This window comes from Dehalobacter sp. 12DCB1 (assembly GCF_004343605.1).
GTDB lineage: Bacteria > Bacillota > Desulfitobacteriia > Desulfitobacteriales > Syntrophobotulaceae > Dehalobacter.
In genome coordinates this window covers 43519-68019 of the sequence record NZ_POSF01000005.1, presented here as the reverse complement: position 1 = coordinate 68019, position 24501 = coordinate 43519, and the positions used below count along the sequence as shown (strand labels likewise).

Genomic DNA, 24501 nt, shown 5'->3' with positions numbered 1-24501 from the left:
CTTATTGCATCTCCATCCCGGCGATTTGACCTGCCTCATGTTTCCCCTGCATGACCATACCGGTCTGCTTCTGTTCCTGCTTTTGCGTGTCCGCTTCGAGGCGCACCAACACTTTGGCGCAGTCGAGGGCAACATCCAGATACGCCTCCGCGAGAGCTTCTTTCTGTTCACGGCTGCGGATGCCCTCCGCAGACCCCCGCGCCAGAACGCTCTGGAGCTTCATGGCAAGCTCGTCCGTGCGGTTTATGAGCTTGCTCCGATTTTGATACGGTTTGAAGCGGCTTTGCAGGACGGCGCACATATGATCAGTTGAGGTGATGTCCCCCATCTGCCGATACTCCCGTACTACAAAGGATAAAGAAAGCACCGCCATCTGCTCCATGCAGTCGGCGGCTTTTTCAAAGCGTCCCCAATGAAGATGGCTTCTGTATTGAGTCAGCAGCCCGGAGAACTGCCGTTCCGGATGCTCCGGTTTCGCTTCGCCCGACAGCACGGTGAGCCTTTTACAAATATCGGCACAGGCCGTGAGCTGCGGATGTTCCTCCGCGGGCTGGGGAGAAAGGCCATGCTTTGCTTTGAGATCCTCGTTCCAGTCCTTGTTTTGCGGCCGGAGGACGGAGGCGTTCACATAGCCCTTGTTCCGCAGAATATCGGAGAGCCTTCCCGTGGCTTCGATGCCCGCTTCGTCATGGTCAAGGCATAGCGCGATGCTCCGCAGCTTCGGATGCAGCTCCAGCATCTTCAGCATGGCGTGTTCCGGCGTACCGCATAAGGCAACATAACTGCTTTCACGCCAGTCAGCGGGATAGAGCGAGATAAAAGACAGCAGGTCTATCGGCGCCTCAAACACATAGAGCCGGTCGCTGGCACCCACATAGTGGAAGCTGTATGCTGGATCGCAGCCTTCCACATTGCCGCGATAGCTTTTGCCCTCGGTATAGAGCCCTCGTTTGTGGGCATGACGGGCAACGCCGTGTTCGTCAAATCCGACGAACACGGCGTTGTGGTATTCTTTCTTACCATCCTTCGAGAGCTCGCAGCTTTCATAAATTAACTTGTCGTGCGCGAAGGCTGAAAGCACCTCGCGGTCGATAAGCCGCTTCTGCAGCAGATAAGCATATACTTTCCGCATATCCGAATGAGCCGGAGGCAGCACAAATGGCTTTTGCACTGCCTCCGGCTTTTCTCTTGCCGGTGCGTACACTTCGCCGCGCTCTCCGCCAAGAAGCCGCGTGACGGCTTCAGGAAACGAGAGGTCATAAAAACGCTGGACGAAATCGATGGCGAGGCCGCCCTCGCCGGTGGCGTGATCGTACCATTGGTTATCCCGCACGGTGATGCTGTGATCCGAATCAAGGCGTTTATCCCTGCCGGACGGTATGAGCTTCTCGCCTTGCCGCCGAAGGAACTCGGCCAGATCGACAGAGTTGGCGCGGAGTTTCTGATCGTCGGTGAAATGAATGTACTGTGTGATTCTGAACACCTCCACTCTTATATCGTCTTAGTAGCTTATCCCCAAAGCCTTCAATGCATCACCCAGCAGAATCAGTACGCTTGGTACCTCTACCTTGTTTATCTGGAGAATCGCCAGCGTCAGTGCTGTTATAAATACTATGCTAAATGCAGCGATACCACTTTTAGCGTGCTGCCGTATTAAGGGTATCAGATCTATTAATGCAATCAGGGTAAAGCCTGTCAATATCAATACCATGCACTAAACCTCCTGCTCCTTGGCCATTTCTTTAGATGTCTTGGGCAGCTTTCGCAGTTTGGCAATACAAAAGGTTAAAAGTGGAATCAGAATCTCAAACGGAGTCCAAAGAAAGGGGGTTATTTCTTGAGCGGACGCGGCATGTTCTACCAGAGAGGGGTACAGTGTGAGTCCGTAGGCAATTATCAGTGCGCCTGCCGCCAATGCGAGCTGCGGATATGCCTTCGCTTTGAAAAGCTGCGCAGTTGCGAGCACCGATACATAATACAGAAAGGTAACCTTGAAAAACAGCAGCATAACGAGAATGACAGCAAATATAATTTCCATACGGCTCAATGCCATTCCCAGATTGACCAGACGCAGCATTACCAGGGTTGGGAGCGTGAACATGTCCAGCAAGTTCCCTAACACCCCGATATTCAGCAGCAATACGACCAGAATTGTAATTCCGCCGAGTCCAAACCCCAAGAACAGATACTTCGTGGTATCGCGGCGCGATAGTTTTACGTAGGGATGGATCATCAAAAACGTTACCAGTTCTCCGATCGGTATTGTGGCGATAATATGAATGCCTTGAACATATTTCCCGACCGGCTGGTCGAACATTGGCAGGAAATTCTCAAGCTTAATTTGGTTAAACATGAGTGTGGCACCGATGCCAAATAAAATAAACGTAATAACCGCAAACAGAGTGCTATATTTTGTAACCAGTTTAATGCCATTACGAACCGCAAAGGCGGAGACCAGTACGCATATGAGAATCAACACCACGTTTGGAGTCTCCGGCAAGATAGTCAGCTTTGTGAAATTTCCGAGATCCGTCAGGTTGAGCGAAGCCAGCGTGAAAAAAAACCATATATAGGCTATCCCGATGATTTTACCTATAACCGGACCGTACACCTCAGACAGAATCTGCAGTAGATTCTGTTCCGGGAACATAACCATCAGAGTCCGGTACAACCATATAAGAGGCAGGCAGAGCGCAGCGCCGAACAATAGCACAAGCCACGAATCCTGAAGCGTAACGGCTGAAATAAAGGTGGTCAACAGCGCTGAGGCTTGAATGAAGCAAGCCACCGAAAACATGAATTGAGTGCCCGAAATCAATCCTTTATCAATCCTCACGACTTGCTTCCCTCCATTTCCAGAGATTTTACGATTTGACCCGTTGCTGGTATATGCACCTTAACCTGAACGTCCAGTTCGATATCCGGAAAGAGTTCGTTCCAACGGTTTTTTAATTCTTTCCATTCTTTTGGATATTCACGGTGTACCGACGTTCCGATCCCATAGATATCCGCGTTCAATGTCTGTGTGGTCTCAAATGTGTCAGTGATTTTCCGCCGGATTTCACTTTGCGCCAGGTCAACGAGATAGGGCATTAGATCCTTGGACGTCATTCCATTGAAACCGCGCAGTTCATCGATATTGAGCGTAGCGTCCACAGTCAGCGTGACCCGGACGCCACCGTCCGGCAGAAGAGTTACGTCTCTCTTTGTATCCAGATTGATGATTTGAAACACCGCTCTGCCCAAGTCGCAGTCTGCCACGACCCCGCACTGCTTAACGTCTCCCATTGCCCATATATAGCCCATTACTTCGTCGTTGTTTAAGCGCCCGATCATTTTCCCGTCTCTGAACACTGCAAAGCCGTCAATCTTTATTTTCTGTTTATTGTCCTCATCCACTACTGCGACAATAGGCGCTACGGGTGAGGTCGTTCCGTCCCGCAGCCGGGATGCAAAATCCAGCATACGAATTCTATAATACGGCGATACAGCGTATAGGTCCTGCATTTCGCGCGCCAGGAATATACCGGAGATTTTTTCCTGATCCAGCTTTGCGGAAAGCACATCCTCGGCACGACCATCGGCAATCATCATAAGAACCTCCATACGCGCCTCCTGATCGCGCAGGAACAGGTCAATGTGGTCCTTGATGCCCTGTTCGGCCAGCGCCGATCCCAGCAACAGCACCTGATTGTGCTGCAGGAGCAAGGTGCGGCTGCTGTCCCGGTTAAATTCCATCAGCCCTTCCATCATTGTATAAGCGGTGGTTTTTAACTGAATGGTGGAATCTTGCTGAGAATTCGATTTATCTGAATTTGAGACATTTGACTTGGGCTTGCCGATTTGCAAGGAAATATCCAACTGCTCGGGATCGTTTGCTTTGTCCAGTGCGATGCCTGTGACGATAAAAAGTTTATCCAGTTCATGGTTATCCCAACAGCCTGATAAAAGTAGAATAAGCACCGAGAGCAGCATAACAGCGGCAACCAGCTTTAACCGTTGTTTATTCATGCCCCTCTCCACCTCCCGAATCGTCCTCATCCTGATGTGCGTAAGGCCTAAGGGGCGGAATAAAGAAACGGCGACGTGTTACGTCGCCGCGCGCGATATCCCTTGGCCGTCTGACCATGGACCAAAGCGGCATCCGCACCACCGAGTCCTGTAGATTGCTCGTCCAGGCGAAGCCATCAAAATAAGGTACGCCGAATGATGTCAGTGATCCGAGATGGAGCAGTACAGCCAGAAACCCCATTGACACACCGTAAAAGCCCACAAATGCGGCCAACACCATCATGATTACCCGCAGCAAGGATGCCGAATCGTTCTGATTGGGTACCAGAAAGCTGGCTACCGCCGTGATTGCCACGAGGATCACCATAGGTGCGCCGACCAGGCCGGCCGATACGGCCGCATCTCCCATAATCAAAGCCCCTACAATGCTGATTGCCTGTCCGACCGGGCGCGGCAGCCGGATTCCAGCCTCACGCAGAATTTCAAAGGCAAATAACATAATAAATACTTCTAAAAAAACCGGAAAGGGGGTTCCTTCACGTGCATTAGCGATGGTAAAAAGCAGTGTCGTGGGGATCAGCTCCTGATGAAAGGCAGTCAGTGCGATGTATATGGCTGGCGCGAATACCGTGATAAAATAGCCAAAGAAACGTGTTATCCGCATCATGCTGGCGTACAGCGGACGCGTATAATAATCCTCGGTTGTCTGGAAGCTTTCAATAAACAACATCGGGACCGTCAGAACAAACGGTGTGCCGTCTACTACGACGGCAATACGGCCTTCAAGTAATCGGCCTGCCACCACGTCGGGCTTTTCACTGTACCCAACAGTGGCAAACGGAGAAAAGGGTGCGTCTTCAATGTATTCCTCGATGTAGCCTGATTCCAGGATTGAGTCTACATCCAGATGGTCTATACGATGTTTTACTGTTTCCACCACTTTGGGGTCTGCCACACCGCTTAGGTACATCAGGCATATATCGGTCCGGGTTTTCCGCCCAACGGTCATATTGGCTACACAAAGTTGCCCACTCTTAATCTTGCGCCGGATCAGTGCCGTGTTTGTGCGTAGATTTTCGGTAAATCCCTCGCGCGGGCCGCGTACCACTGTCTCGGATTGGGGCTCGGTAACGCTACGCTTGTCCCAGCCCTTTGTACTGATGACAAGTCCGACTGCACAGCCATCCAGAAGAACCGCCGTATCTCCTGCAAGGCATCCCGAGGCGAGTTCCGACAACAACGAAGCTTCCTTGACGTCGCCGGCACACAATACCACCTGAGCAAGTACATCAGCCAGCTCCTGTGCGTCCGGGAGCGTTTTGCCGTTAGGCCGCCAGTTCATTATTGGACGTAGGATTGCATTGGTCAAAGTGGGGTTATCCACCAGACCGTCAATAAATGCTAATGTGCCTGTGAATTTTCCGTCTGGCCCGAATCGGAATGGATGTACTTTTAAATCGCTGCTGCCGCTGAGTATTTCTTTCAGGCAGTCCAGGTTATTAGAGAGCTGTTTTTGTATTTTGGGTTCTTGTTTCGGCGTGCTATTATGATTTTCAGCGGAATCATCGCGTACAGAATGCCTGCGGTTATTTAAAAAACGCAATTTGCGAATGATAAATCCCAGAAACAATAAGGCCAAATCCTTTCTTGGATTATTTTTCTATTATTATTGCCAATTGTTCCTCGAATATACCTCATTTTAAGAATCTGTCGCAGGTGCAAGGAATGTACTACACTTTTCTGAACACCTCCAGTCTTACATTGTCATTGTCATGCCCGGTGTCTGCTCCTGCTCATGATCGTCCGCCTTATGCCCCTGGGCGATCTTCTTGGTTTTGAGTTTTCGCAGGAGCTTGCGGTCGAGCTGTATCCCTGCGCCGCGTTTCCCGGCCGGCGTGTTGTCGGCAAAGATCCGGCTCATGTGGTGAAGCATACGGGTGGCGGCGAGAAACACAGAAGGGTTGCGAAACCGGTCAAGATTGTCAAGGAAAAACTGCGCATACTGATTCCCCTGTGCCGCCGAGAGTGTCAGCCAGCGCACGGCGGACTCCATGTTCCTCGACACATCCCTGCCCATGAGATACAGCTTGCCAAGGGTATATTGCGCGTACTGGTTTCCTTGTTCCGCGGCGTCATGCAGATACCGCAGCGCCGCTTCCACATCTTTTGGCGCGTCTTCGCCGGCGAGATAAATCTTGCCGAGCCGGTACTGTGCGAATTGGTTGCCCCGAGAGGCAGACCGCTTCAGGTATTCCACTCCCGTGGCTGTGTCCTTCGGGATATCCTCGCCTTTGAGGTAGAGGACGCCGAGGGCGTATTCGGCAAACTGATTCTTCTTGTCCGCGGCAAAGTTCAGCCAATGAAGAGCCTCGCTCACATCCTTGAGAACACCCTCGCCGCCCAGGTAGAGCTTGCCGAGCCGGTATGCCGCATACTCATTGCCTTGTTCCGCGGATAACCGGAAGAACCGCGCGGCCTCTGCGATGTTTTGGGGGACATGCCGCCCCTCCTGGCAGAGCTTGCCGAGAAAATATGCGGCGTAGGGATTTTCGGCTTCCACCGCCTGCTTGAGAAAGGCAAGGGCCTTTTCCACTTCATCCGGGGTGGGGTTTGGTTCGGTGAGGATGAGCTTGGCAAGCTGGTAACAGGCAAAGGGGTTTCCGACGCCGGCCGATTTCTCCAGCATTTCTTTCGCCAGCGTGACATTCTTCTCCGTGCCTACGCCGTTTAGGAGCATCCAGCCGAGCCGGTACTGGATCTTATCATCGTGGCTCTGTTCCTCTAAGGAAACAAAACCGTGAAAGGCATCTCGGAAATGTCTTTCCGACTCCGCGCTGTTTTTGACGCAGCCGATACCGTCCCGCAGCATCTTGCCCAGCTCAAAGCTGGCATACGGAAAGTCTTGTGCTGCCGCGCGCGCATAGAGCCTGAACGCATAACCCTGATCCTGCTCCACTCCCTTGCCATGATAGTACAGGCCGCCAAGAGAGTATTCGGCGTATTTGTATCCCTCGTCGGCCGACAGGGTGAGCCAGTCTGCCGCATGCAAATAATCCTGCTCCGTGCCAAGCCCCGCGGCGTACATCTTACCGATGCGATATTCGGTATATTTCCACGGCCTTTTTTCCTGCGCCGCGTGGAACCCGGCAAGGGCTTCCGCATACCATCGCTGGGCTTCCTCCGCGTCGGCCTCGCGGCCGAGGCCGTCCGCGCTCATACGGCCGAGGTCGTACATGGCGAGGGGGTTGTCGTTTTCCGCCTCCGACAGAAACAGTGCGCGGGCTTCAGAAAAATCCCGCGGGATTCCGGCATCCTCATCCCCAAACAGATATTTTTTCGCCAGCTTGTAGTCCTCTGTCCACCAGGAAGCGGAAGAACCACGGCCTCGAGAGGAGCCTTGCCTCCGAGTCTGTTCTCTGGAGTCGTACTCCGGCTCGGAGGTTTCATCTTCCGGCAGAGGGTTATCGGGCGGCGTATCGTCCTCGGACTCCGGCTCCGGCAATACCGTGTCCACGGATGCCGGTTCCTCAAAGGTCATGGTTCTGTCGCTGATGAGCAGAGCTTCCTTGATAACCATGTTGCGGATCGATTTGAATTCCTTTTGCTTTGAGAGCGGAAGCATCTCAGGCAGTTCGTCACGGTAGGTGTTAAGCACTTCGTTTCGCATCTCATACCACAGCCGGTAGGCTTCTGCGACGCGGCTGTCCTTTGCCAGCTCGTCCACGATCTCATCCACCACGGATTTAAGCGGGGCTTTAAGATAGCCGTACTGCTTTTTTCCTGAGTGATATTGCAGACGGTCGGCGAGGTACGCCGTGAGCTGCTCGATCTTCTCGTTGTACAGGATACCGTTTTGCATCTGGCGGACGAGGCGCTCCATGACTTCGCGCGCTTCCATGCCGAGCGCGTCACGACGTTTGGTCTGCTCGGCGTAGACGGTGTTTAGATCCTGCCTGAATATCTGTCGCGCCAGACCAGACTTCATCTGAGCGATGCCCTGCCGGGTGAGAAATCCCTCCCGCGGGTCGATGGAATAACAGATCATGTGGATGTGCGGATGGTGCGACTCGTTATGAAAAGCAGCGTACCATCGGAAGTGGTCTGGAGAAATTTTCAGGCTGTCTGCGATCTCGGCCGACTTTGCCATGAGCAGATCCCGCCAGTTTTCGGCATTATCAAAACCGATCCGCGCGCCATCCTCGCGTCGCAGGGAGATGATCGGTGTCCACACATTGCCGGCGTGCTGCGCTACCTCGTCAGCGATATTTGAGAGGACAAGCGGATCGTCGCCGGCCCAGAACAGTCCATGTGTGCCGAGCTTCTGAACGCGGGGACGGTTTGCGATATAGTCCACATAGTTTTCCCGCTTGGCAAGCTGTTCAAAGTTGAGTTCCAGCGCAATGCCGATGAAGTCCGAAGCGTTTTCTACGGTTGGCGCGGCGAGATAATCCTCGTACTCGAAGAGGGACTTGGTATCCGGAAAATCACGGACGATCTGTTCCAGCAAATCCCTTTGTTTGGGGGTGGCGGGAAGCAGGCGGCGGCTGTCAGGTATCCGCTCCACACCCTCGCGGGTTGCGATGTACTTGACGAGATAGGAAAGATGCGCCGCCGCCTTGCCTCCCTTGAGGTAGGGACACTTCAGTATGAGTCGTGGCATGGTTTACTCCGCGATGCCTTTCTGGAAGTCTACCGCGTCATCGAAAGAGATCTTGCCATTGGTGCGCTTCACCTCTGCGACGCACCGTCCGCGGAGTGCGCGCAGATCCGCTTCGCTGATCTCCAGTCCCGACGCCAGCACGTTCATCATCATCGCTTCCTCAACCGCCAGCTTGAACAGCAGGGAGGCGAAGCGGTTCGACTCGTCGCGCAGGACGCCCCGCAGCACGGAAACGAGCGCCTTGGAAAGAAAGGCCGTGGTGTCCTCGCTGTTCAGATGCCCGATATAATAGCGGAGTGCTTTCTCTGTAAATTCGCTTCGGCTCTGGCAGTTATCCAGCTCGGTCAGCGCGTCGATCCGATGCACCAGCTCCGGCTTCAGCCAAATGGTGTATTTCCTCTTGATATCCTCGAACATTTTTATATCCTCCTGTCGTAATTTGGTCATAGACCGCGCTTAAAAGAGCGTGAAAGTCCTTTACACGTCTGCTTTTTTCAAAAATACCAGCGTTGGTCAGGTTGGAAAAGCCGGAAACCGACTGCGGTTCTGAAACCCCGAAAAAGCCCCGCACTGCGGGGCTTTGTGGCTCGGAGCGGAGGCTTCACGCCTCCGCTCCTTTATCCTGCACTCTTTTCGACAGGGGGGTTCACCTCTCCGCAACGGCGTGTCAAAGCTGTGGGCCGGCTGTTTATCTTACCCTTACCGATAAAACCGCTCACAGGGCGGTACAGGCGGCGACGGATGCGAAGATTCGCTATTCCATGGTCTGCATCGGTGAGCTTTGCTCATGCGTCAGCTCCTTGCCGTCGATATGGTCAAGGAAGATTTCCCACCGATCTTTCATTGATCGGTAGTCGCTGCGGTATGCGTGATAAGCCGCGATGCTGACGTCTTTCATCGCAAAAGTCTTCCAGCCGTCTAAGCGATGGACGCCGGAAAATTCCTGCTTATCAAAGTCGATATCAAACGCGCCGACGATATTTTTACTGTTATCAAGCAATTCACCAATGCGTTCATCAAATCGCTGAGCATCAATGGGGATCGCATCGTCGAAGATAGCGGCGAAGCTTTCAGGCTGCTTTTCAAACTCGGCTCGAAGATACCTTCGCATCTGCCATGCGGTCTGCATGATTTCCATACCATAGTCGGACTCGAAGTGACACTCGGAGCCGTTCTCCGTAATATGGTACACCGAAAAATGGCGCATCTCCTGGGTCAGCCGTTCGGCCGCAAGGCGATCGGCCTCGATCTTATTATTGATTTCCGTGCGTTCCTGCTCGGGTACGGTCTGCCGGTAAAATTCCAAGAGCCGCGCCTGCATGACCGTTTCGGTATCCGTTCCGTGTTCCGAAAGGATGCGCTCCAGCGCTTCGAGTTGATACTGGTTTAGCCATAGCTCTATAGATCTGTCGCCCATATAAATCCTCCTTGTTTTTTAAAGCTGCAGGTCCATGCCGAAAGCCTGTTTGTCGCCCTGCAAAGATTCAAAAGGGCCGATCTCACAGATACGGTCCATTTCAGCAATGAACACTTTTTCGTTGAGGTAGGTCTGAGTGCTGCTTTTCTTTCGAAGAGCGCCGGCATATGCGGCGACGACGCCGTCCAGCGGACCGTGCATGGTTACCGGCCCATCATCTTCCCACTCCGTAAAACTAAAATGATTATTGTCATAGTCAAGAATGATCTGGCGGTCGTCGGTATTCCACTCTGGAAATTGCCGAAGCAGTTCCGAATACTTCTCCGGCTCTAGCGGCTGAAACAACCGCAAATGCGGGCTGGGACAAATCGGAAGCATGCTTTTTGAGTACAACACCAGACGTTCCGCGTTGCCGGTGCGAATGGACGGCACTCTGTCTTTTGCGGTGTGAACTTGTCTGAGCAGGGAGAGAAGTTGCAGCAGACTTCCAACATTCTCCGTCTGATAGTACGAGGCCTTTTCATTTGAAGTAATGGCATATATACTGCGCGGCATTTTGATTCCCCCTTTTGTATGCGCGTTTTGTTATCTTCCTGTTCTTTGATTTCCTCACCTTCTAATTTCGCGGCGCGAATATCAGAGAAAAGAAACAGATTCAGATTCCCATCATACCAACTCCAAGTTGAACCATCAGGGTATACTTTCCTTCTCTTGGTGTAGCGGAGGCGGTGAAGTATACCCACTTGGTTACAAATCCTCCAGCGCATTGATCAGGCTGTTCGGGAGATCGCTCAGTTGAACCTCCTGTTCCGGCTGCGGCGGCTGGGGCAGACGAAGCGTTCTCAGCTCGTCCCTGATCACCCGGCGCACCGTTTGCTCCACAGACTCTGCCTGATTTGCCATCAAAATGCTGGAAACCACAAAATCGGTGCGCTGCCGAATACCCTGTCTGGAGACCAATGCCTCGGCTTCTCGGTGCCGCGGATCGTCCATGTTAAACGAAAGATAGTATCGTTTTCTCATAAGATCACCCCAGCAGGAGCTTGTATCCGTCAGCGTTGGCGAAACGGTTCAGCACCTCTACCGTGTTGAGGTCGCCTTCGTACAGCTGGAGTTCCAGCAGTTCGGCACCGCCGCCCGAGAATACCGTGGGGAGCCGAAGGTCCAGGCCGCGTTCCCGCAAGGCGTTAAACAGCTCTTTGCAGTAAACCTCGACGGCCTGCTCCACCGTCGTCTGGATCAGCACGCTATCGGTATGCTGTATGTGTCCCCGAATGGCGTCGGTGACGAGCTCGTCCGACAGGAGAATATCTCTTTTTCTGAGTGCGTCCTGAATACGGCTGTAGAGGGTGATGGTTCCCATGCGAAGGCTGGCGCAGCTTGACCGCTCCAGCCGGAAATTATGGACGGTGAGAATATCCACGGTGTACCCGCCGATATCCACCAGAGTGATGCTCTGGTATTCTTTCAGCCGGGGGTAATACCGGCACAGCGCCGCGTGCCCCTGGGCGAACACTTTGCAGTCCACGATCCGGCAGCGATAGGGAATCCCCTCAAACTGAAACGAAATGTTATCCCGCAGGAAATATCTGCGGAACGCATCCTTTTGCACTCCATAGCTGTCAACGGGCAGCCCCACGCCGAGGATGATCTCCGCATTGGCGGTACCGGCTTTTTTTATTGCCTCTGCGATAGCCGGCAGTGTCAACAGGAAGGTATCCTGCTCTTTGGTCTTGTCCTGTTGGAAACGCAGACGGCGTTCCCCAATGGCGTAATAATTGCCCTCGTAGTAGAGCTGCAACTCCGGCGTGATGAATTCCTGATCGCTGACCGTATAACCGGAGGCGTAGAGCATTCCCTCCGAGGATTTGGTGTTGTAGTTTCCGTTGTCCACACCGAGTTTGATCATGGCATCGGCCTCCTTGTTCTTTTTCTGTAGATCCTCATTATGGTTGTTCCTCCTAATCTGTGAGATAGCTGATATACGGTATCTCCAGCCATGCCGTCCAGTTGCGGTCTGCAAGCTGGGTTTTAACCACGCCGTACTTGGTACCCATCGCCTCGATCACCTCGCCGTTCCCGATATAGACGCCGATATGACCGCTGTGCCATACGGCAAGTCCGGGGGTATCCGGCATGGTAGAGATATCGCCTTTTACAGTGGCGTTTTCGTACATGGAATCCGCACCGATGTCGGGCATCCCGTTTGTTCCGTAGTCAATGGTGAGGGTTTCGGGATCTAACCAACCGTAACCCTTGATGAGTCCGACGCAGTCGGTCGTTCTGCCGTCCAGCCAATTTTCCCGGATGAAGTCCTCGTAGTTTCCCACGCCGTCAGGGTATTGCTCCAGCTTAGACGCAAAGAGCGAATCCGTGAGGACGGAGCCGTAGGTGCCCCAAACATATCCCCATCCGGATTCCCACGCATGAATTGCATATGTCACCAGATCCTGATTATTTTTTTCTGTCAGATTGACAAACGCGGAAACGTCCAGCTCAATGCCCCGGTCGCCGCCGCGTTCATAGCTGCCGGAGAACGTATCGCCGCCGCTGCTCGTCCGCCCATAGATTGCATCGGCGTTCTTCCTGTCAGCATCGGTGATCTCCACGCCCATGGCTGCCGAGATGTTGGCGTAAACCGTATCCAGCGAGGCGATAGGTATGGCTATCGTATAGGTATCCTCATGCTCCACTCCGTCCTCATCCGTCCAGGTGTTCGTGCGGGTTTCATAAGTGACGAAGCAATCTACAAACCTTGAGATACCGACTTGAGAGGGGTTTTCGGCGCCGAAAAACAGAGCATAAAAAACAGCCTTGACCCGCTGAGAGTCAAGGCCGTTGCCGTTTTCGGTTTGTGCGCTGATGGCTGCGATGTCACTGTCGATGATTGCGAAGCTTTCTTGCATATCCTCAATGTGCTGCCGGTATCCTTCCGGAACGGTTCCGGCGATCATACCGCCGTAGTAGCAGAGATCCACGGCGGCGTTATTGTGGTTGGCGCCGCCCGACATGAATCCGCAGATGAAGACGATGATTAAAATAACGGGCGACAGGATGGCGGCGATGATCCAGCCTACCGCCTTTCGCGTTTTCTCATTGGAAAGGATAGCGGCGGCCGCCTTTGCGACGGTCGCCGCGGTTATTACCGCCATTACCGCCCACCGGCCTTTCCGAACAGCCTCTCCTTGTATTCGGGCGCGTGAACGACAAGGTTGTACCGCTCGTTGCCGCACTTATACAGGCAGACACCGCGTTGGGGGAAGCGGATCAGGTTGTATTCCGATTCCTCAAGCTGTAGGCTATCCATATAAAACTGCTTGTCGATGTTGCCGGCGTTGAAAAGGAATGCGTGCGTTGGGATGGAAAACAGGGGTTTTGTCAGCTCTCTGATACCCTCGATATTGAAATCCTCAAGATTCTGACTGGCCAGAATTACCGCCGATTCCTTTTTTCGCACACGCTTCATGGCGTTCCTGATATATTCGATGGCCGTGAGGTTGGTCAAAAAGAGGTAAAGCTCATCAATGCTGGCAGCGGTGTTGCCCTCTGTGAGCAGCTTATCCGACATGAAGGATAACACGTTGAAAAGCAGAGCGTTCTTCACGTTGCGGCTGGCCTGAAGGAGTCCCTTGACGCCAAAGACCACGAAGCGGCTTGAGGTCACGTTGGTATGCCCGTTGAAGAATTTTGATTCGGCGCCGACGCACATGGAGTGCAGCCCCAGCAGGATGTCCTGCAAGAGCTCTTGTGTGTAGAGCTGGTGTTTTTCTCTGTCATAGTTTTTATACTCGTCCTCGATCAGCGCGTACAGGTCGGAGAGGATGGGATACTGTTCCGCGGACAGCTTACCGAAATCCGTGTGGTCGCCGATGTTCCATTTTTCATAAAGTTTGCCCAGCATGATTTCGATCACGTCGATGTGGCGGTCGGAAAAATCCTTGTAACAGCGGAAAAAGTCTTTTAAGAAGGAGATGTGCTGGCTGAGCTTGGTGCGCTGCCGGAAGGTCAGCGGCGCGTCTCCGTCGCCGGAGTCGCCGCCCTCGTCCCATGTTTTCGGCTCGAGCGGGTTGATCTGGTACTCACCATTCATCAGGTCCACGAAGCAGCCAAAATTTTCGGCCAGATCGACATATTCATGCTCGGGATCAAGGCAGATCACGTTCTTGCCGGATTCGAGGATGTTGCAGAGGATCAACTTCAGGAGATAGCTCTTGCCCTGACCGCTGTTGCCCAGGATGAGGATGTTGGCGTTGGTTTTGTCATCGTCGCGTTGATCAAAATCGACGATGATGTTGCTCCCGAATTTATCCCGCCCAAGATAGAAACCGTGAGCGTCCGTTTTTCCACTGTAGTTGAAGGGGTAAAGGTTGGCGACGGAGCTGGCGGGCAGAACGCGCTCAAACTGGCTGCCGAACACATTGCGCCCTGCCGGGCCGACCGCCAGAAAGCCCTCCTGTTGGCGGAGTAGAAGGCGGTCCACGTTGAGCTTCGAGCGCACCAGCTCGGTCAACACGTCGGTCTGGAGGAGCTTCAGGCTGTCCGGGTCGTGGGCGGTTAATTCAATGTAGACAGCGCAGTGCAAGAGCGGCTCACGGTTCCGGTGCATGGAGGACACCAGCGTTACCACGTCCTGTAGGTTGCTTTCCGCTGTGACGGTCTGTTGGAGGTCGGAGGTACTGCTCCTGCTCATGCGGTTTTTGTTGGCGGCGTTATGAATGATCTTTCTTTCCTCGGTTGCCGTCACCTGCCGGGTGTAGATGCGCAGGGTGATGCCGTCCTTTTCTCCGAGATGCCGCAGAATCGCCTGCTCGTCGGTGGAGGTCGGATATTCACGAAGTGCCCAAACACACCGAAATGTGTTGCCGCAGATAAAGTGGTCGGTGTTGAATTTAATTATAGAGGGCGAGATCATGTCCAAAAATTTTTGAATATGGACATCCGTTTGCACGGCGGTTTGGGTCTTTGCTTTACTTGCCATATGGTTTCTTCCTTTCTGATTTTACATTTTGACATAAAAAGCCGCCACATTTGTGACGGCGCTGGACACATTTTGGGCCAAGCATGGTATAATAAGCGCATACAAAATTTGCATTGTTTATATTTTACGAAATCAACGTATACTTACGCTATTATATCTGTCTTAAGAAAAAGAAAGGGTTCTATGACATTACAACAGCTAAAATATATTGTTACGATAGCGGAATGCGGCTCCATAAACGAGGCGGCAAAGCAGCTATTTATTTCTCAACCGAGTCTCTCAAACGCCATTAAAGAGGTAGAATTGGAAGCGAAGAGAACTCTGTTCCTGCGTACTCCGAGAGGAATGCAACTAACGGAGGAGGGAATGGAATTTCTTGGCTATGCGCGTCAGGTCTTGCAGCAGATGGATATGCTGGAGGGCAAGTATCTGAATGAACAGAACGGGAGGCAACGCTTTTCCGTTTCCACGCAGCACTATACATTTGCCGCAAACGCGTTAGTAGAAATGGTAAAGCAGTTTGGCGGAGAGGTTTATGACTTTACGCTTTACGAGGGCACAACCCATGATATCATTGAAAACGTGAAGAATCTCCGCAGTGACCTTGGTATTATCTATCTGAGTTATGCAAACGAAACCGTCATTCGAAAACTGCTGTCCGACAACGACTTGAAATTCAAACATCTTTTTACCGCAAAGCCACATGTTTTTCTGTTCAAGAACCACCCGCTGGCGAGTAAGGACATCGTTACGCTTGACGAGCTTGAGAATTACCCTTACATCACCTACAATCAGGGCATATACAATTCGTTTTATTATTCTGAGGAAATCCTGTCCACAAGAACGGTGGCAAAGCAGATACGCGTGAGCGACCGCGCCGCCGTCGTGAATTTTATTATTGGCCTGAATGCTTATACGATTTCGTCTGGAGTGTTTCCAGCCTACTTGCACGGCAATGATATCATTGCTGTACAGCTGGATGTGGACGAAAAGATAGAGATAGGTACAATTATGCACAAGGATATAATTCTAAATGAGTTAGGGCACATCTACCTTGCTGCGTTAGAAAAATACGCAGAGGATATATAGTTTCATCCTATATCGATACATACAAAACTCGTAATTTAGTATAGCGCCTTTGGGTGCTATACTATTTTTATCTTAAAAAACATGGAGGAACGCCGAATGAAAGACGAAACGAAATGCCTGCACGCAGGTTATTATCCCCAGAATGCGGAGCCGCGTGTAGTACCTATAGTACAAAGCACGACGTATGTGTACGATTCAACCGCTGATGTGGCTGCGGTATTTGATGACCCGATGAAAAGCTTAATCTATTCAAGATTCGGTAATCCTACCGTTATGGCTGTTGAGAATAAAATTGCGGAGCTTGAGGGTGGAATCGGTGCAATGTGTACCACTTCCGGTCAGGCTGCAACATTGTTATCCATACTGAATATTTGCAACTCCGGCGACAGCTTTATCAGTATGCCACATATTTACGGAGGAAGCATTAATCTCTTTTCCTTTACCTTGAAAAAACTTGGAATTGAATGCATCTATGTCGAGGGAAACGCGACAGAGGAAGAAATTAACAATGCATTTAAGCCGAATACAAAAGCTGTTTTCGGTGAAACCATTGCCAATCCCTCATTGACTGTGTTTGATATTGAGCGTTTTGCAAAAATTGCGCATAGCCATAAGGTGCCGCTGATTGTCGACAATACCTTTGCAACGCCGATTCTGTGCAAGCCCTTTATATTTGGAGCAGATATCATCATTCATTCCACTACAAAATACATGGACGGCCATGCAGTTCAGGTCGGCGGAGCTATTGTTGATAGTGGAAATTTTGATTGGACTAATGGTAATTTCCCGGATTTGACCGAGCCGGACGAGTCCTATCACGGAATATCATATACCGAAACTTATGGCAAAAAAGCATATATCGTTAAGGCGCGGATGCAGCTCATGCGTGATTTCGGCATGTACCCTGCCGCACATTCCGCGTTTTTGCTCAATCTCGGTCTTGAAACCTTAGCTGTAAGAATGAAACAATATTGCGAAAACGCGCTGATTGTTGCACGCCATCTCAAAAGTTCCGAGCAAGTAGAAGAAGTAACATATCCGGGGCTTGAGGGAGATGTTAATTATGCACTGGCACAGAAATATCTCAAAGGCGCAAGCGGTGTAATTTCGTTTGTTATTAAAGGCGGAAGAAATGCAGCTACTCGATTTATGGATTCGCTTGAGCTTGCATCCAATGAAGTCCATGTTGCCGACATCCGAACCTGTGTACTTCATCCTGCAAGTGAGACGCACCGTCAGCTAACCGACGAACAGCTTATTGCGGCAGGAATTGAAGCCGGGATGATACGCTTATCCGTTGGGCTTGAAAATGTTGATGATATTATCAGTGATTTAGAAAATGCATTTCGAAAGATTCAAAAATAGACGAGATATTATGGAGGGAGTGTTGTTATGCCTACTCCTGCACTAACTGCACTTGCTGCCTATATGTTAATCAATTCTTTCACGCCGGGACCGGGTAATATTCTAACACTGACCACCATTACAACATATGGTTGGAAAAAGGGGAAAACGCTATTTTTCGGCATCGTATGCGGATATTATTGCGTGCAGGCCATTTGCGCCGCTGCTATTTTCGGACTGAGTCATTACCTGTCACCGATGCTGACTGTACTGAAGTATTTTGGTGGGGGGTACCTCTTGTGGCTTTCAGTACATATTGCCAGAAGCAGACCGGATGAAAGAAGTGAAACTAAGGAACCTTCATTCTGGACAGGGTTCTTATTGCAGTTTGTGAATGTCAAAATATATTTTTACGGCATGACCTGCCTTACGGGATACATCGTACCGTATTATGACTCTTTTGCCGCTCTATTGGGTACGGAAATGATAATTGCAACCGTCGGTTCGCTTGCGTCCTTATCATGGGCGTGGTTCGGCATGAAAATTCAGAAAATTTATAAAAAGTACTATAAACCTATCAATATCATTCTTGCTGTTTTTTTGGTTTACTGCGCTTGGACTATGGTGTTTTAGGAAGGAAATCAAAGTTTAATCTGTTATTGAGATTATAAGCAAACTGGGAAGCTGATGTACTGCGTCAGCTTCCCAGTGCTTTTTCATCGTCTATAACTACCATGTCGGGTATTCTCGAAGCGCCCAGACGCACCGGTAGGTGTTGCCGCAGATGAAATGATCCGTATTGAATTTGACCACCGAGGGTGAAATCATGTCGAGAAACTCCTGAACATGGCTATCGTCATACGATAGTTTAGTGGGGTTTATTTTCATTGTTATCCGCTCCTTTCAAAACTTTATTAAAAATCGGCCTGATAAAAATCAGACCGATAATTTATTTTTGGTATTGTAACCAGTATTACTTTATGATATATTTTAGTAACCAGTATTACATTTAAGAGGATGATTTTATGGAACAAAACAAATGGCTTGTAATCAATTATACGCTGCCGAGAGAACCGTCAAGGGCGCGTGTGTCCATCTGGAGAAAACTGAAAAAAATCGGCGCTGTCAGTATCCAACAGTCAATGTGGATATTACCTTTAAGCGATGAAAATTACAGTTTGTTGAATGAGATTAAGAGCGAGGTTTTCCAGAATAGTGGAGAGGCGTTTGTCATGACATCCTCGGTAGATGAGGACGGTAAAAAAATTATAATTGAACAGTTAAACGCAGCCAGGGATGAGGAATACGGAGAATTGCTTGAACAATGCGAAGAATTTTTCAAGGAAATTGACAAGGAAATAGCAAGAGAGAATTTTACGTTTGCTGAGATCGAGGAAACTGAGGAAGAACTCAACAAGCTTAAACAATGGTATGAAAAAATTACTACAAGGGATTCTTTTGACGCGCCGCTTCAAGAAAAAGCCAAGTTAATGCTGTCAAAATGTGCGGAGTCCTTGAATGGTTTCTGCGACAAGGTGTATGAATTCAACGAAAAAGCGGAGGGATTGAAATGAAAAAGAAAAAGATTATATCCAATATTGTTCTGATCGGGCTTGTCAGCATGTTTGTGGACATGAGCACCGAAATGGTTTACCCGCTTGTTCCGCTCTTTTTAACAGCCACTCTCGGGGCATCTCCAGCAATCGTAGGAGTCATCGAAGGAAGCGCCGAGAGCATAGCTTCGCTTCTAAAGGTGTTCAGCGGTTATATTGGGGATGTGTACCATAACAAAAAACGCCTTGCCTTTGCAGGATATTCAGCGTCGGTGATTTATAAGATATTCCTTATTCTCGCAACCTCATGGTTTGGTGTTTTAGTGGCGAGAGTCATTGACCGTACCGGAAAGGGTATTCGAACCGCTCCGCGTGACGCACTTGTCGCACAGTCGAGTGATAAGAAAAAGCTCGGAGGTTCTTTTGGGCTACATAAGATGCTTGATATGGCGGGTTCGTCACTTGGCGCACTGGTTGCCTACATATTTGTTGCAACCAATTTTGGGTATCATAAGGCATTTCTGTTTTCCATGATTCCGGCAGTCATCGGAATCATGATCATTTTTGCAATCAGGGAAGACAAAAGTTGTGAAGTGCCCTGCGAGAAGTTGACCCTAAAAGGTTTAAAGCTGGATGGAAAGCTGAAAACATATCTCGCCGTAATATTCGTTTTCTGCCTCGGAAATTCATCAAACACATTTTTACTGCTGAAAGCACAGGAACAAGGCTTTGCAGCGTCGCAGGTCATTTTGCTTTATCTGATTTTTAATGTTTCGGCGTCTATACTCGCGATTCCGTCAGGTAAGCTGTCCGACAAATTTGGAAGGAGCAGAATCCTTGTTCCCGGATACCTGATTTACGGATTTGTATATCTTGGCTTTGCGCTTTTATCGTCAAAACCGGCAATTGTGCTGTTGTTTATTGCTTACGGCGCTTACAATGCGTTTATCAGCGGCGCGGAGCGGGCTTTTATAGCGGAAAACTCGCCAACAGGACTAAAGGGAACCGTGCTTGGCCTTTATGGCATGCTGCAGGGCATCGGCCTGCTCTTGTCATCAATCATAGCGGGCTTAATGTGGGATAATATCAACTCCAGCGCCCCGTTTTTGTTCGGCGGCATCCTTGGAGTTGCTTCCGCTGCCATCATCCAAATAATTCTTGGAAGCAAGCCGAGGAAACTGAATATTTAGTTAGAAGCCGATGAACGGTGGTTATGAATATGAAAATCAAAGAAAAAGTCAGGGACTTAAAAAGTAAGATAGCTGCTCTGTTCCTTGCATATAAGCGCAAGGACACACCGCTTGCCGCAAAGATTGTGGCGGCGCTAACAGTAGGCTATGCCTTATCGCCAATTGATATAATACCTGATTTCGTCCCGGTACTCGGTTACCTTGACGATATCATCATTCTTCCGCTTTTAATAACCTGGGCTATTAAACTTATACCGGACTATATTATGGAGGAATGTCTTGAACAGGCAAAAGGCATGTGGTCCGAAGGCAAGCCGAAAAAATGGCGTTATGCGATACCGATCATCTGCATTTGGGTCTTTATCATCGCAATTATCGTATATATAATCCTTAATTAGTTGTTACCTTGTTTGTATATGCACCCCGTTTTGCTGTCATTTCTTCGTCTATAACAAACTGGTAGGGTACTCCCGCAGGGCCCACACGCAGCGGAAGGTGTTGCCGCAAATAAAGTAATCGGTCTGAAATTTGATAATACTCGGCGCGATCATGTCGAGGAAATCCTTGATTTTGGCATCCCCGGCGGTAACCGTGCCTGTTATTTTGCTGTTTTCTCTCAATGGATTCATCCTCCTGTTATCAGCCGGTAGGAGGCATGAACGGCAGCAATCCATTGCAGCGGCCGGTACGCCTGCTTACCGGCCAAATTCAAAATAAAGAATAAAAAATGCCCGCTGTTCTATCACAGTGGGCATCGTATCGGTATGCGGTTTTATTGTGTTACAGAGATAGCTTTGGCTCCTGGTCGGAGGGTCGCAGCGTGGGGATCAGATCGGAGCAGAATGTATAAATCCGCTCCGCCTCTTTCAGTGCGGATGCCGCTTAACGCTTTTTCAGCAGCCTGTTGGCAATGGTAGCAGACAGTTTCGAGCGGCTTGGGATGTATGGTTTCAAACAGGTGCTTTGCGGTGCGCAGGTTGGTCGCGGCGATCTCATACCATTCTCTGACTTTCCGCCCTGTTCATAAAGCACGACCCCCTCTCTGGCGATACGGCGTTCCATTGTTGGCAGCACGCTCATTTCCGCGAACCGGCTTGACCGCGCGGCCAAAACATCGACCGGCATCTTCCGCTTTACGTTGCCCAGGTTCCGGTGGATTTTCCGCATCGCCTCTATTGGTCGCAGGTTGGAATCGTCCGGAAGCACCACATAAAAATCCAGATCGCTGTCTTTATGCGGCTCGCCATAAGCAAAAGAGCCGAAGAGATATATCTTTTCGCAATCCACGGTATTCATGATGGTTTCCGCAATTGCCATGATCTCAGCATCCATGCGCGTCGTCGCCTCCTTTAGCATATTATTGTATCCTGTTTTATGAGAAGAAGCAACACGCAGGCCGCTTAGTCATTTAAGATGATCCAGCGTTCCCCGTCGAAATCCTCGAACCGCTCGGTGGTCACATTCTGCTCGTAGTAAACGCCCAGCAACCGCTTGATGTCTGCTTCATTTGCCCGCCGTGCGGTAAATCCCTGATCCTTCAGGCTTTTTTCGATACGGGAGAGATACGGGAGAACATCGGACTCCTTTTCCTCCCGCAAACGGATGATAATGAAAAATTCCCGCGCCGTTGCCATCTGAACCTGCATCCGGTCCAGGTTTGCCGCGTCCTGCTGCAGCAGTTTACGGATGACAGGGTTCTGCTCAGCTTCCGTGCGCTGGCGCAGAAAGCTCTTGTTGTCCTCAAAGTTTTCCCGTGAGTTCAGGCAGAGCATCTCGATCTCCGCGATACCCTTGAGGACATTCATTAAGGCATAGATCCGCGCTCCGACGCTGGCGTCAGACAGGACGCTGATATTTGTCGGTTTGATCATAAAAAACACCAGCCTGCCGTGACCGGTCACAAGACTGTAATCGGTGATGCCGGTGATGCCTATAAGCTGGCGGGTAGAGGCTTTTTCCTTTGCCGCCTGTTTTTCTTTTCTGCTCATATAGCAAGTCCTCCATAAAAGAATGCATTTGCTTTCAGCTTCTTTGGACAAAGTTAGGCCCCGCAGGTTTTGTTTCTGCGGGGCCTTCACCCGATTTTATTCAGCGGCATCTCCATTGTTTGGGGGATTTTCGGGGGTGACGCTGCCGCCCACGCCATCCTCCGAGCTGCTTTTATCGGCAGTTCCATCAATGTCGGGATGTTCCGGCCGCGCCTCCTGTTTCTCAAACCTGTCCAATTCCTGCTCGATCAGATCGACAATAAAATCTTTCTGACTGAGCTTCGGATGCTTGGCGAGGTATGCCTTTACCCGCTGAAAGAGTTCCTCCGACACCTGAAATGCCAGGGTTCTGTTGTTACCGTTCATATCTGTTCCGCCTTTCTCATTTTGTTTTGGATTGAAGTGTTCTTCGAGTACCATTTGGATGTATTGGCTCATCGTCTGCTTCAGCAGTTCCTGCTCTGCCTTTACCTTGCCGTGCAGGTCTGCCGGTACCTGGACGGTGATTCCGCGCATTTCCGACATTTTCTTTTCTCCTTTCCTACTGTGTTTTGTAAGCCAAGTATATTGAAATGTATGGGCAATAGCTATTACCAACACTAACAATGAATGTTAAAGAAATGAAACATAATTGTGCTAATGGGAATCGGCTGCCTCCGCCTTGAGACTTCCGGTATCTCAAACTACAAATCCCGTTTTCAGGCCCTCCATTGATAAATTTGCTGGCGTCCGATGAAGAACCCGAAAGCGTATCGGATAAAATCGAGGATACTGGTATCCTCGAAGCGTATGGATAAAAAGGCGTAGAGCGCCGTTAGGACGATGGGCGGCAGGAACCGGAGCTGCGCCAGCGCAAATACAGAGATTAAAAGTCCGACGCCGATGATGCCGATGTCCCGCAGTTCCCACAGCCACAGGGTGGCTTTCGCTTTCAGGTTGTCGGGGTACATATACATTGCTGATTCCTCCTGTGTTTTATTGGTTAAGCTCCATGACGGGGCCGTTTGCCTGCTCCTGTGGATGGAGCAGTTCGATTTGACTCTCCGGAGAAGCAAGGAGTGAGTCCATGCGGTTGACGAGCATTGACATATGGTTTTGCCAGTCGTGCCAGTTCTTTTCTTCAAACCAGCCGCCCCACCGATCCCACTCATGCACTCCTTGTTTTGCTATGAGCTCCGCATTTTCTTTGGCGCATTTGAGCGTTTCGTAGATATAGTCCCTGAGCCACCGGATGGATTCCTTGGTTGCGGTGAAAGATGTCACGGTGTTAAACTTATTATCGTTTGCCGCCCATTCCTCGTTATAGTCCAGATCGCCGATGTCTTGGTCGAGGAATTTCACCGCGATTTCAGCAAATGCCATAGGGCCGGTGTGGGAATAGCCGTCAGTAACGTCAGGCACATACCCCTCATCTTTCTGCATGGCTTCAATCATTTTCCCAAGCTCCAGTTTCCCGTCCTCCGGCAGATTTCCTCTGAAAAAGTTAACCGCGTCCAATCCGTCATCCGATTCAAAAGCGGTAATTCCCCAGCATCCCATCAGTTGTTTACCTCCTTTTCAATTTTGCGTAAAAAATAAGCGACGCCCCGCAGGACAAAGTCCACGCAGGGGATCGCCACTGAGTTTCCAAGCGCCTTATACCGTGCGCTGTCCGAGGCGCCGGGTATATCCGTCCAGTGATCAGGAAAGCCCTGAAGCCTTTCGCATTCCAGCGGGGTGAGGCGCCGGATAAGTTTTTTCAGCCATGTTATGATCGGCGCGGCCACGAGGTCGGTCGCATCCTTGCCTTGATGAACAGTCTGCGTGCTGACCACTTCGTTTTTCCGAAATACGTCGCTTCGCTGCCGGCTGAACACAGCGTGCCGGTCGGCGGTATTGAGGGTATAACTGATGTCCGGCTGACACCCAATACCGTTTCCGCCGTTCTGCACTTCGCGGTCGATGATGTTTCCGGCAATGCAGAAGCTGTCCGGTTCTCCGGCTACCAGAGGTACGTTGTTTCCGCCTGTGCCGTATCGGGCCGACATGGTGGGGGCTACCTCATGGGGGCCGGTGTAGCGGCTGTCGATCCCATGATTTTCAAACAGCACGGGCTGGTTGTTACCGCTCATTCCCGCTGCGGCGGTGATCGCCGGGCAGACGCCCACGCCGATTTCCGCGCCGCCCTGCTGTGTTGCCATGATCAGCGGCTGGTGCCCTCGCTCATCTGCTCGGAGAGTCCCGCTGACACCATGGCTCAAATCGATCCGTTTGCCGCCCTGATCGTTATTC

General features: G+C 50.6%; 27 protein-coding genes and 1 pseudogene. 6 read left to right on the top strand and 22 right to left on the bottom strand.

Annotated features, from left to right (window positions below; genetic code table 11):
* Position 1 precedes the first annotated feature (1 nt).
* The 13 genes from C1I38_RS03005 to C1I38_RS02945 form a co-directional block, all read right to left on the bottom strand.
* A complete protein-coding gene (locus C1I38_RS03005; protein WP_243109280.1) occupies positions 2–1489 on the bottom strand; it encodes a DUF3991 domain-containing protein in 1488 nt (495 codons plus the stop codon).
* A 12-nt stretch (positions 1490–1501) separates the two neighbouring features.
* Positions 1502–1711 (bottom strand): hypothetical protein, encoded by a 210-nt coding sequence (locus C1I38_RS03000; protein ID WP_119776845.1) that lies wholly within the window; start codon positions 1709–1711, stop codon positions 1502–1504.
* Positions 1712–1714: 3 nt separating this feature from the next.
* Positions 1715–2836 (bottom strand): endospore germination permease, encoded by a 1122-nt coding sequence (locus C1I38_RS02995; protein ID WP_119776844.1) that lies wholly within the window; start codon positions 2834–2836, stop codon positions 1715–1717.
* Entirely contained in the window at positions 2833–4011 is a 1179-nt protein-coding gene (locus C1I38_RS02990; RefSeq protein WP_158582067.1) for a Ger(x)C family spore germination protein, read from the bottom strand. The genes C1I38_RS02995 and C1I38_RS02990 overlap by 4 nt, the downstream gene beginning before the upstream one ends.
* Positions 4004–5641 (bottom strand): spore germination protein, encoded by a 1638-nt coding sequence (locus tag C1I38_RS02985; RefSeq protein ID WP_119776840.1) that lies wholly within the window; start codon positions 5639–5641, stop codon positions 4004–4006. Before C1I38_RS02985 ends, C1I38_RS02990 begins: the two co-directional genes overlap by 8 nt.
* A gap of 126 nt (positions 5642–5767) precedes the next feature.
* Positions 5768–8671, bottom strand: coding sequence for a MobP3 family relaxase (mobP3, locus tag C1I38_RS02980; RefSeq protein ID WP_119776839.1), 2904 nt, complete (start codon positions 8669–8671; stop codon positions 5768–5770).
* A gap of 3 nt (positions 8672–8674) precedes the next feature.
* The gene (locus tag C1I38_RS02975; protein WP_119776837.1) at positions 8675–9088 is read right to left on the bottom strand and encodes a hypothetical protein; all 414 of its coding nucleotides are present in this window, start codon (positions 9086–9088) and stop codon (positions 8675–8677) included.
* A 337-nt stretch (positions 9089–9425) separates the two neighbouring features.
* Entirely contained in the window at positions 9426–10088 is a 663-nt protein-coding gene (locus C1I38_RS02970; protein ID WP_119776836.1) for a hypothetical protein, read from the bottom strand.
* An 18-nt stretch (positions 10089–10106) separates the two neighbouring features.
* Complete coding sequence (locus C1I38_RS02965) at positions 10107–10643, bottom strand: hypothetical protein (RefSeq protein WP_119776834.1); 537 nt, start codon at positions 10641–10643, stop codon at positions 10107–10109.
* 192 nt (positions 10644–10835) lie between these two features.
* A complete protein-coding gene (locus C1I38_RS02960; protein WP_119776833.1) occupies positions 10836–11111 on the bottom strand; it encodes a plasmid segregation centromere-binding protein ParR in 276 nt (91 codons plus the stop codon).
* 4 nt (positions 11112–11115) lie between these two features.
* Complete coding sequence (locus C1I38_RS02955; RefSeq protein ID WP_119776831.1) at positions 11116–11997, bottom strand: ParM/StbA family protein; 882 nt, start codon at positions 11995–11997, stop codon at positions 11116–11118.
* A gap of 52 nt (positions 11998–12049) precedes the next feature.
* Positions 12050–13240, bottom strand: coding sequence for a hypothetical protein (locus C1I38_RS02950; RefSeq protein WP_119776829.1), 1191 nt, complete (start codon positions 13238–13240; stop codon positions 12050–12052).
* A complete protein-coding gene (locus C1I38_RS02945; protein WP_119776827.1) occupies positions 13240–15066 on the bottom strand; it encodes an ATP-binding protein in 1827 nt (608 codons plus the stop codon). The genes C1I38_RS02950 and C1I38_RS02945 overlap by 1 nt, the downstream gene beginning before the upstream one ends.
* 183 nt (positions 15067–15249) lie before the next feature.
* Here C1I38_RS02945 and C1I38_RS02940 point away from each other — a divergent pair, with 183 nt between their 5' ends.
* The 3 genes from C1I38_RS02940 to C1I38_RS02930 all read left to right on the top strand — a co-directional run bounded on the left by C1I38_RS02940 (position 15250) and on the right by C1I38_RS02930 (position 18132).
* The gene (locus C1I38_RS02940; protein WP_119776826.1) at positions 15250–16155 is read left to right on the top strand and encodes a LysR family transcriptional regulator; all 906 of its coding nucleotides are present in this window, start codon (positions 15250–15252) and stop codon (positions 16153–16155) included.
* A 96-nt stretch (positions 16156–16251) separates the two neighbouring features.
* Positions 16252–17520, top strand: a complete 1269-nt coding sequence (locus tag C1I38_RS02935) for an O-acetylhomoserine aminocarboxypropyltransferase/cysteine synthase family protein (protein ID WP_119776824.1) — start codon at positions 16252–16254, stop codon at positions 17518–17520.
* Between the two features lie 27 nt (positions 17521–17547).
* The gene (locus C1I38_RS02930) at positions 17548–18132 is read left to right on the top strand and encodes a LysE family transporter (protein WP_119776822.1); all 585 of its coding nucleotides are present in this window, start codon (positions 17548–17550) and stop codon (positions 18130–18132) included.
* A gap of 96 nt (positions 18133–18228) precedes the next feature.
* On the opposite strand, the gene C1I38_RS13980 is transcribed toward C1I38_RS02930, so the two are convergent.
* Positions 18229–18387 (bottom strand): hypothetical protein, encoded by a 159-nt coding sequence (locus tag C1I38_RS13980; protein ID WP_165904955.1) that lies wholly within the window; start codon positions 18385–18387, stop codon positions 18229–18231.
* 137 nt (positions 18388–18524) lie between these two features.
* On the opposite strand from C1I38_RS13980, the gene C1I38_RS02925 reads away from it, so the two are divergent.
* Genes C1I38_RS02925 through C1I38_RS02915 form a run of 3 tightly spaced genes read left to right on the top strand, consistent with a single transcriptional unit; the run spans position 18525 to position 20640 of the window.
* Complete coding sequence (locus tag C1I38_RS02925; protein ID WP_132102081.1) at positions 18525–19073, top strand: Chromate resistance protein ChrB; 549 nt, start codon at positions 18525–18527, stop codon at positions 19071–19073.
* Positions 19070–20242, top strand: coding sequence for an MFS transporter (locus tag C1I38_RS02920; protein WP_119776819.1), 1173 nt, complete (start codon positions 19070–19072; stop codon positions 20240–20242). The genes C1I38_RS02925 and C1I38_RS02920 overlap by 4 nt, the downstream gene beginning before the upstream one ends.
* 29 nt (positions 20243–20271) lie before the next feature.
* Entirely contained in the window at positions 20272–20640 is a 369-nt protein-coding gene (locus C1I38_RS02915) for a YkvA family protein (protein ID WP_199698306.1), read from the top strand.
* Between the two features lie 48 nt (positions 20641–20688).
* Here C1I38_RS02915 and C1I38_RS02910 read toward each other — a convergent pair whose 3' ends face one another.
* The 8 genes and pseudogenes from C1I38_RS02910 to C1I38_RS02875 all read right to left on the bottom strand — a co-directional run.
* The gene (locus tag C1I38_RS02910) at positions 20689–20862 is read right to left on the bottom strand and encodes a hypothetical protein (protein ID WP_243109279.1); all 174 of its coding nucleotides are present in this window, start codon (positions 20860–20862) and stop codon (positions 20689–20691) included.
* Between the two features lie 152 nt (positions 20863–21014).
* The gene (locus C1I38_RS02905; RefSeq protein WP_243103766.1) at positions 21015–21200 is read right to left on the bottom strand and encodes a HEPN domain-containing protein; all 186 of its coding nucleotides are present in this window, start codon (positions 21198–21200) and stop codon (positions 21015–21017) included.
* A complete protein-coding gene (locus tag C1I38_RS02900; RefSeq protein ID WP_243103757.1) occupies positions 21125–21574 on the bottom strand; it encodes a nucleotidyltransferase domain-containing protein in 450 nt (149 codons plus the stop codon). The genes C1I38_RS02905 and C1I38_RS02900 overlap by 76 nt, the downstream gene beginning before the upstream one ends.
* A gap of 68 nt (positions 21575–21642) precedes the next feature.
* Complete coding sequence (locus C1I38_RS02895; protein ID WP_119776814.1) at positions 21643–22230, bottom strand: hypothetical protein; 588 nt, start codon at positions 22228–22230, stop codon at positions 21643–21645.
* Positions 22231–22326: 96 nt separating this feature from the next.
* Positions 22327–22755, bottom strand: a complete 429-nt coding sequence (locus C1I38_RS02890; RefSeq protein WP_199698304.1) for a 4-oxalocrotonate tautomerase — start codon at positions 22753–22755, stop codon at positions 22327–22329.
* A 173-nt stretch (positions 22756–22928) separates the two neighbouring features.
* Entirely contained in the window at positions 22929–23186 is a 258-nt protein-coding gene (locus tag C1I38_RS02885) for a hypothetical protein (RefSeq protein WP_119776813.1), read from the bottom strand.
* Positions 23187–23205: 19 nt separating this feature from the next.
* Positions 23206–23769, bottom strand: a complete 564-nt coding sequence (locus tag C1I38_RS02880; protein ID WP_119776811.1) for a DUF4259 domain-containing protein — start codon at positions 23767–23769, stop codon at positions 23206–23208.
* A pseudogene (locus tag C1I38_RS02875) lies at positions 23769–24497 on the bottom strand (DNA cytosine methyltransferase); the annotation flags it as partial. The pseudogene C1I38_RS02875 and the gene C1I38_RS02880, both read right to left, overlap by 1 nt.
* Positions 24498–24501: the final 4 nt, after the last annotated feature.